This is a genomic window from Candidatus Nitrotoga fabula (assembly GCF_905221025.1).
Lineage (GTDB): Bacteria > Pseudomonadota > Gammaproteobacteria > Burkholderiales > Gallionellaceae > Nitrotoga > Nitrotoga fabula.
In genome coordinates this window covers 23,103-32,214 of record NZ_CAJNBL010000012.1, presented here as the reverse complement: position 1 = coordinate 32,214, position 9,112 = coordinate 23,103, and the positions used below count along the sequence as shown (strand labels likewise).

Annotated in this window: 5 protein-coding genes; 1 reads left to right on the top strand and 4 read right to left on the bottom strand. The window is 53.3% G+C overall.

The genetic code is table 11. From position 1 onward, the window contains the following. Positions 1-412: 412 nt before the first annotated feature. Positions 413-2,593, top strand: a complete 2,181-nt coding sequence (gene katG, locus KJA68_RS04890) for a catalase/peroxidase HPI (protein ID WP_281412138.1) — start codon at positions 413-415, stop codon at positions 2,591-2,593. A 155-nt stretch (positions 2,594-2,748) separates the two neighbouring features. On the opposite strand, the gene KJA68_RS04885 is transcribed toward katG, so the two are convergent. The 4 genes from KJA68_RS04885 to gdhA all read right to left on the bottom strand — a co-directional run bounded on the left by KJA68_RS04885 (position 2,749) and on the right by gdhA (position 8,962). Continuing rightward, positions 2,749-3,003, bottom strand: a complete 255-nt coding sequence (locus tag KJA68_RS04885; RefSeq protein ID WP_213035815.1) for a helix-turn-helix domain-containing protein — start codon at positions 3,001-3,003, stop codon at positions 2,749-2,751. 850 nt (positions 3,004-3,853) lie between these two features. Next, positions 3,854-5,125, bottom strand: coding sequence for an O-acetylhomoserine aminocarboxypropyltransferase/cysteine synthase family protein (locus KJA68_RS04880; protein WP_213035820.1), 1,272 nt, complete (start codon positions 5,123-5,125; stop codon positions 3,854-3,856). A gap of 264 nt (positions 5,126-5,389) precedes the next feature. Beyond that, the gene (locus tag KJA68_RS04875; protein WP_213035814.1) at positions 5,390-7,105 is read right to left on the bottom strand and encodes a serine hydrolase domain-containing protein; all 1,716 of its coding nucleotides are present in this window, start codon (positions 7,103-7,105) and stop codon (positions 5,390-5,392) included. A 513-nt stretch (positions 7,106-7,618) separates the two neighbouring features. Then, positions 7,619-8,962, bottom strand: a complete 1,344-nt coding sequence (gene gdhA / locus KJA68_RS04870; protein WP_213035813.1) for an NADP-specific glutamate dehydrogenase — start codon at positions 8,960-8,962, stop codon at positions 7,619-7,621. Positions 8,963-9,112: the final 150 nt, after the last annotated feature.

Here is a 9,112-nt window from a genome sequence, read left to right as displayed (position 1 = left end):
AGCCATGGCCGGACACTGGCAAGACAACGTTCGATGACAGAAACTTCATTTTTAACGATCATGCACAGGCCGATCGTACGGCGAGTGTGTGTTAATGTATTGGCCAGAATTTTCTCCTCCTGCGAAGATCCCCTGTTTTGAAAAGGATTCCGGCAGTACTCATGCATTCTGGATTGGAATGTGATCTATGTACGCTATCGTACAGATGAATAACTGTATCCGGTATATATAGAAAGCAATAGATCCCACGGATGCATGCAAATCAGATTCACCGCCTGTCAGGGTAAATAAGTCTGGCATTTCCTTCGGGCAACCTGTAGTATTTTTGAAAACAAAATTGTATTTTTTTACTTGAGGGGAGGATGTCATGCTTAAAAAAACTGTACCGTTACTTACTGTTCTGGCGGCAGCCATGTCTCTGTTCACGTTGTCAGGCACAGTTCTGGCCAGGGGCGCACCGATGTCCAATCAGCTCTGGTGGCCGGAAATGCTTGACCTCAAGCCGCTGCGCCAGCACGCTGCGGAATCCAGCCCGATGGGTAGGGAATTCAACTATGCAAAGGAGTTTAAAACGCTTGATCTGAAAGCCGTGAAGCGGGATATCCGGGAGTTGATGACGGCATCACATGGTTGGTGGCCAGCCGATTACGGACACTATGGGCCGCTTTTCATCCGCATGGCCTGGCATAGCGCCGGGACCTACCGCGTATCCGATGGCCGTGGCGGCGCGGGTGGTGGACAGCAACGTTTCGATCCGCTGAACAGCTGGCCCGACAATGCCAATCTGGACAAGGCGCGACGACTACTTTGGCCGGTCAAGCAGAAATACGGCCGCAAACTTTCATGGGCAGACCTGATGATCTTGACGGGGAATGTGGCGCTGGAATCCATGGGCTTCCAGACTTTCGGATTTGCCGGCGGGCGTGAGGACGATTGGGAATCCGACCTGGTGTACTGGGGGCCTGAGACGAAATTCCTGGCAGATGAGCGATACAGCGGCGACCGGGAGCTGGAAAAGCCGCTGGCTGCGGTGCAAATGGGTTTGATTTACGTGAATCCGGAGGGGCCGAACGGTAAGCCGGATCCCCTTGCAGCTGCTCGGGATATCCGCGAGACATTCGGTCGTATGGCGATGAACGACGAAGAAACCGTTGCGCTTGTCGCCGGCGGGCACACTTTCGGCAAGGCGCACGGCGCACATGAGCCTTCCCGGTGCCTGGGTCCAGAGCCTGCCGCCGCTGGCATCGAGAAGCAGGGACTCGGCTGGGAAAACAGGTGTGGCAGCGGCAATGCCGGTGACACGATCACCAGCGGCTTGGAAGGCGCGTGGTCCGTCAATCCGGTTGCCTGGACCATGCAATATCTGGAAAATCTGTTCGCGTATGAGTGGGTGCAGACGAGAAGCCCCGCAGGCGCGATCCAGTGGATTCCCGCCGATGGTCAGGCATTTAACCTTGTGCCGGATGCGCACGATGCCTCGAAGCGGCATGCGCCCATCATGCTCACGGCAGACCTTGCGCTGCGGGCAGATCCGATCTACCGCGAAATTTCCCTGCGTTTCCGCGACCATCCGAAAGAGTTCGAGCGTGCCTTCGCCAAGGCGTGGTTTAAGCTGACGCACCGTGACATGGGGCCGCGCGCCCGCTATATCGGCGCTGATGTTCCTGACGAAATTTTGCTCTGGCAGGATCCCGTTCCGGTAGTGGATCATGCACTGATAGACACGACAGATATGGCCGGGTTGAAATCTGCCATCCTAGCATCGGGATTATCCATCCCCGAGCTGGTTCGAACTGCGTGGGCGTCGGCCGCTACCTACCGGGGCTCGGACATGCGCGGCGGGGCTAATGGCGCGCGCATCCGTCTTGCGCCGCAGAAGGACTGGGAAGTCAACGACTCGCAGGAACTGGCGAAGGTGCTGAACCGCCTGGAGACCATCCAGAACGAATTTAACCGCGTCCATTCGGGCGGGAAAAAGGTGTCCATGGCTGATCTGATCGTGCTCGGAGGAACCGTCGCGATTGAGCAGGCTGCGAAAAAGGCGGGCCATGAAGTGAAGGTTCCTTTCACGCCGGGACGCATGGACGCACTGCAGGAACATACAGATGCCGCTTCCTTCGCCGTGCTTGAACCGACCGCAGACGGGTTCCGGAATTATTACGGCAACGGAAATCGCAGACGCCCTGCGGAAATGTTGATTGACCGGGCGAACCTGCTGACCCTGAGTGTCCCTGAGATGACGGTGTTACTTGGTGGCCTGCGCGCCCTTGGTGCGAACCACGGACAATCTGCGCATGGCGTGCTCACCGATAGGCCGGGGGCGCTGAGCAACGATTTTTTCGTGAATCTACTCGACCTGTCGACGCAATGGACGAAATCATCAAAAGGCGAGGGGGTGTACGAGGGGTATGATTCGCGGACAGGTGCATTGAGATGGACGGCCACCCCGGTTGATCTTGTTTTCGGCTCGAATCCCGAGCTGCGTGCGGTTGCCGAAGTGTATGCATCGGCGGATGGCGGGGAAAAATTTGTTCTGGATTTTGTGAATGCTTGGGTTAAGGTGATGAATCTGGACCGCTTTGACCTGCGCTGATCCTTGCGGAAACCGACCGCTGCAATTTTTGCTTGGAGGCAGTTTATCTATCACCAATCGTTTTTTTGTTTCGTATGAAATCTATGGAATGGCTGCCACAAAACAAAAAGCCATTCCAAGGAATGGCCTTTTTGCATAAAGTGCAACAAGCATGGTTACAGAGTTAATTGCTGCGCCTTGGATTTTCTGCCTGGTGCGGCTGGTGGAACATATCCAGAGATCCGGCAAGTGATGCCCTCAATTTTCTTCCCTTTTACAAATCGGGTGGTGTAGCACGTGACTACTTCCTGTTTGGCGGTAAGATCAGCAATGTGCTGCCGTACGGTAGCCAGCGGGATTTTTGTAGCCACGGCAATCTTCGAGTCAAGCTGCTCACCATTTTTTTTCAGATACTGAAGGATTTCTTCCATCGTGATCTTCCTTTTTAAATTGACATATCAACCTGCCTGTTAGGGTGCCCCCTACCCTGAAAGTTCCATCCGCAAATCTATCCATGTTTGCAGATATGGCTTTCCGCTGTATGACTCCAATGCCATCGCTTTCTCACGAACCATGAAGATCGCGGAAAGATGGCGTCTGGTATTCGGGAATGTAAAACCTGGCGGATTTTTTGAGGTCTGAACTTTGCAAATTTGACTATTTGCAAGTTGAATATGGGCTACTTACGAACCGCCGGCTTTTCTCCTTCCTAGCGATTCTTTTTGCATAGGGTAACCGTGCTGGATGCCGCTGCGCCGAAAAGTTTGTTCCTGAATATTTCTAAAACTAATTATAACATCTTTTTGTCTATCTTAGTTCCTGTTGCTTCAATTTTGCGTCGTTGGTTTTCCGGAAGAGGAACATTTATTGTAGTGCGGCCAGCCATTCGGGGCGACTGTTCAGATTTCCCATCATGGATTGTGTCTGATGATTTTCTCCATTGATCTCTTGAGGTAATCAAAATATAAATATGAACAGATTCAGGGCATGTAATGTGCTTTTTGCAACCCGCCTTATAAGCTTTCTCCTGCCCGTGTGCTTCAATCACAAGTCGAATGGGGAGTTTTTGAAGGTAATGAAATTCCCTAGGGAATCCTGATGCTTGCACTTAAACCAATTAGTAGTGAAGAAGACTTCCTGGTTAATCAGGGCGGATAGCAGCGCTTTGCTGGATTGCGAACTATTGCGCTCCTGGAGCGGCAGGCCGGATCGGGCATGGACTATCTGCGAGGAATCCGGCCTTGCAGCTATTCTGCTGATTTTAACGGAACCCGCGGTGTTTTAGACCTTTGCGAGTGCCTGGTCGATGTCAGCCAGGATATCGTCAATGTGCTCGATGCCGATCGAGAGCCGTACCATGTCTTCTGGGACGCCGGCTTTGGCCAGTTCGGCCGGTCCAAGCTGGCGGTGCGTAGTCGAGGCCGGATGGCAGGCAAGGGTCTTGCAGTCTCCGATGTTGACGAGCCGGGTGACAAGCGTGAGCGCATCCTGGAAACGGGCGCCGGCCGGGCTGCCTCCTTTTACACCGAAGGTAAGGATGCCCGAAGCCTTTCCTCCCATGTATTTTTTTACCAGCCCATGGTCCGGGTGTTCTTCAAGCCCGGCATAGTTGACCCATCCGACCTTTGGGTGATCCTTCAGGAATTGTGCAACTGTCAAGGCGTTGTCGCAGATGCGGTCCATCCGTAGTGCGAGTGTCTCTACCCCTTGCAGAATCAGGAAGGAATTGAAGGGAGAGATTGCTGCGCCCATGTTGCGCAATGGCACGACGCGCGCACGACCGATGTAGGCCGCTGGCCCGAGTGCTTCAGTGTAGATGACGCCGTGGTAGGAAACGTCAGGTTCATTCAGCCGCCTGAATTTTTCCTTGTGCTCTGTCCATGGAAATTTGCCGCTGTCAACAATTATGCCGCCAATTGAATTGCCATGGCCGCCGAGGTATTTGGTCAGGGCATGGACGATAATATCGGCGCCATGTTCAAAAGGGCGGCACAGATAGGGCGAGGGAACCGTATTATCGACGATCAGCGGCACGCCGTGGCGATGCGCGATGTCTGCAAGTTTTTCGAAGTCGGTAATGTTGCCGAGCGGGTTGCCAACTGATTCGCAGAACACTGCTTTGGTCTTTTTGTCGACCAGCGCTTCAAAACTGGAAGGATCGCGATAGTCGGTGAAGCGCACTTCGATGCCATACTGTGGCAGGGTATGTGCAAACAGGTTGTAGGTTCCGCCGTAGAGGGTGGATGAGGTGACGATGTTGTCGCCTGTTTCGGCGATGGTAAGGATTGCGTAGGTGATGGCGGCCATGCCGGAGGCCAGCGCGAGCCCCGCAATGCCGCCTTCCATGGCGGATACCCGTTTTTCCAGTACATCCTGCGTCGGGTTCATGATGCGCGTGTAAATATTGCCCTGCACCTTGAGGTCGAACAGGTCGGCGCCATGTTGCGTGTCATCAAAGGCGTACGAGGTCGTCTGATAAATGGGAACCGCGACGGCCCTGGTCGTCGCTTCAGGAGTATAGCCGCCGTGCACGGCCAGCGTTTCGAGTTTCATCATCGCTCCTTTGCTGGTAATGGTATGGGTAAAATCAAAGAATTCTATTCCAGACGCCCGGAAAAAGAAACAGCCCTGTTTTTATGCAGGGAGGAATGGAAAGTTTCCTCAGGCTGTTTTTTTGTCCGGTAATCGCCCGATTTGCATCCTTTGTTTCTACTGTTTTGCAGGAGTAGCGGTTTTGAAACCCTGCCAGTTTGCTACATCTTTCCAGGCGGGCGCAAGCAGTTAAATGCGCCCGCCGGGCTGATGCTGCCGGGCAGTTTATTTCCAGGCGTCGTTGTAGGCTTTTTCCATATCGAACTGAGCCGTTGCGCTGTCGCCGTTATATACGAGTGCGAGCTGTACCCCGTTCGTGTATTTGGCAATTACGCTATGCAATTCGGCGCCGCCATTTTTGCTGCCCGGGAAATAACCGCCTTTTGAGTAGTATTCTCCCTTGCCGCTGCCATGCTTGCCCAGGCCCAGGCCTTCATTGTCCATCTGGGTGCGCATGGCTTGCGGCAGCAGTACATCGGTATCCGCCAGCTTGGCCACGAACAGGGAGAGTTCGGCAAGCGACAGGTGTACGCCCGCAGAACCTGGCCTGAGTGACCAGTCTCCATAGCTTGTTCCAGCGGAATCCCCTGGCGGGTTCGGGTAGAATTCCGTCGGATCGTCGGCATCAGGTTTCCATTCCACGCCGGGGATTCCCAGCGGATCGAAAATATTGGCCTGACAATATTTAATGAAATTCTGTGCTGTAGCGGAGGCCTGATCTGCATTGCTGGATTTATGTCCGTTCAGGTAGGCCACGACAATGCGGGCCAGGGCGTAATTTGTGTTCTGGTATTCCGGCACTTGCTTGTCTTTGAGGTTGATGCCTGCCTCGACCATGTCCTTGAGCTCATCGTATGTCAGCACGCCGGAGCGAATTCCGCTCGTGTGGTGAAGCAGTTCTTTTACCGAGATGGTTTTGAATGAATCCGGAATGTTCCATGCCTTGGGCAGCCATTTGTAGATTTTTTCTTCTATGGTGAGCCCCTTCTTGTGGATAACGTGCAGGAGGGCGACCGCCGTAATGGTCTTGGTGACGCTTGCAGGGTTGAACCAGTGAAAAACGCTGAATCGCTGCTCAGGAGGGTTGTCGGCCGTGCGTTTTGGTCCGGCGGCCCAGGCTCGCATGGCAGATTTGTAGCGTACCATAAAACCGTATTTACAGGTCTTGCTATCGAGCTGCGCTTTTAGGTTTGCGGCGTAGTCGTCAATTGAGAATGTTTTTCCACTGCTTGTAAGAGCAGGCTGCGGCTTTCCTGCCGGGTCGGCATCTGACACGATCACGTATGCACCTGATGGGTGGAAACCAATCATCGCCAGTTGTCCAACGCCACTATTGCTCATTGCGCGCATCACGCGATGGCAGCCGCCGGGGCTGTTCCGGTTAAAGAATTCGCCATTCCTGGTTATGATGCTATAGCGTGTTCTACCTGCAAAAGGGAAACCTACGCTGATGACCTTTTCTCCCTTCTGCTGGAATTCGCGCATTTTATCGTGGCATTCGTCCGGAATGCCACGATTGAAAAAAGTACTGGCGGTAATTACGCTCCAGCGGTTTCCGCCTGCGGGTGGGAATGACACGCTGACCACCCGGTTGCCGGCTTTGTGAAACTCTTGCATTTTGTTGTGACATTCGTCCGGGATGTTGCGATTAAAAAACCCCTTGTCCGTGATCACGCTCCATCGGTTGCCGCCAGCCGGAGGAAACGCGACCCAGATCACCTTTTCTCCTGCCTTGTGGAATTCGCGCATTTTATCGTGGCATTCATCCGGGATGCCGCGATTGAAAAAACCTTTGTTCGTGATGACGCTCCAGCGATTCCCGCCTTCGGCTGGAAAGGCGATGCACAGTATTTTGTGGCCTTCCTGCTGGAAGCCGGCGATCCTGTCCTGGCATTCCTTGGGGATGTTTTTGCTGAAAATAGCGGGGTTCCATGGTGTCATAAGAGTTAATATCCTTCCATATCAGGTTTGTGAACGATAGCAATACCGAAGACCGGATAAAGCGACTGAAACGAACTGGCAAAAAATTTAATTGGCAAATTTATACCAGATGCGGAATCAACCCGTCTGTGCGTTAACCCACATTGACATACTACTATGTCGAGGATGCAAAGAAATGCCACGGCTGCTGTGATCTGGTCTGGTTTCCTGCTGATATCCGGGATCGGGCCTGACCAGTCGCTTATCACCTCATGAATGCTGGAGAGGATGCCCGTTCCGAAGCTATTCCAGAGTGAGATTGAACTTAATCCGGTTTATACGGGTCAGAGCTTTGTAGTTGAGTTTTTGTGGTTTGTATTGACTTCTCTTGAATCGCCGGTTTCCTCCTTCCCGGCGATTTTTTTATATTGGTGTCACATTCGGCTCCATGCCGACCATCCCCGGAGCATTTCCCGATTTCTTCTTGCGTTTTCCGGGTCTGTCTGGTTATTTCCGGACAGCCAGGCACTAGAATTAAACGACCCCCTGTGCCAGCATCGCATCGGCCACTTTCACAAAACCGGCGACGTTGGCGCCATTTACATAGCTGACGGAACCATCGGGGCGGCGTCCATACCGTGTGCACACTTCATGAATGCCGCGCATGATGCCGAGCAGGCGTGCATCCACCTCTTCGCGTGTCCAGGATATGCGCATAGCATTCTGGCTCATTTCCAGCCCGGAGGTCGCGACACCGCCGGCATTGCTGGCTTTGCCCGGCGCGTAAAGGATGCCATGGGCCTCGAAATATTTTGCGGCTTCCATGGTGGAGGGCATGTTGGCGCCCTCGGCAACGCAGAGAACACCGTTGTTGACCAGAGTGGTCGCGTCATGGATATCGAGTTCGTTTTGAGTTGCGCAAGGCAGCGCGACATCGACCGGAATATGCCATGGGCGCAGCCCTTCGTAGAATTTTGCGCCGACCCGTTGTGCGTAATCGCTGACGCGACCATAGAGATGATTTTTTATTTCCATCAGTTCGGCCAGTTTCTCTGACGTGAAGCCAGATTCATCGACCACTGTGCCGGTGGAATCGGATATGGTGATTACTTTCGCACCCATTTGCATGGCCTTTTCTATGGCGTACTGCGCTACATTTCCAGCACCTGACACACTGACGCGCATTCCGGCCATGCTGCGGGCCGACTGCTGGAGCATTTCCTCTGCGAAATAGACCGTTCCGTATCCGGTGGCTTCTGGACGAATCAGTGAACCGCCGAAGGACAGCCCCTTCCCGGTGAAAACGCAATCGGAACGGTTACTGAGCTTCTTCATCATTCCCGCCATGAACCCAATCTCGCGTCCGCCTACCCCGATGTCGCCAGCTGGAATGTCGGTATCCGGGCCAACGTGACGGAACAGTTCGCAGATAAATGCCTGACAGAAGCGCATGACCTCGCCGGGACTTTTTCCTTTCGGGTCGAAATCGGAGCCGCCTTTGCCGCCGCCCATGGGCAGGGTGGTAAGCGCATTTTTGAGCGTCTGTTCAAATGCCAGGAATTTCAAAATCGACAGGTTTACGGATGGGTGGAAGCGCAGTCCGCCTTTGTATGGCCCGATGGCCGAATTCTGTTGTATCCGGTAGCCGCGATTCACTTGTACCGTGCCGTGATCGTCGACCCACGATACGCGAAATATCAGGATGCGCTCCGGCTCGATCATTCGATCCAGCAGTCCCTGCTCGGCATATCTGGGATGCTGCTGGATATATGGCCACAGACTTTCCATGACTTCTGTCACAGCTTGTATAAATTCAGGCTGTCCGGGGTTTCTTTCTGTGAGATAACCCAGAAAATTTTCAATTGATGCATACCTCATGATGCGTTCTCCCTGTCTGGATGAATTGCGTGACTGTAATTTTGAACGATTTTGGCAATCTCTGGCGAGTTTCATTGCAAATGAAGATTGCAGATGCATGATGATCTGCACTTCTGACCCCGCTTTCATTGCTCATGCATGGCTGGCATG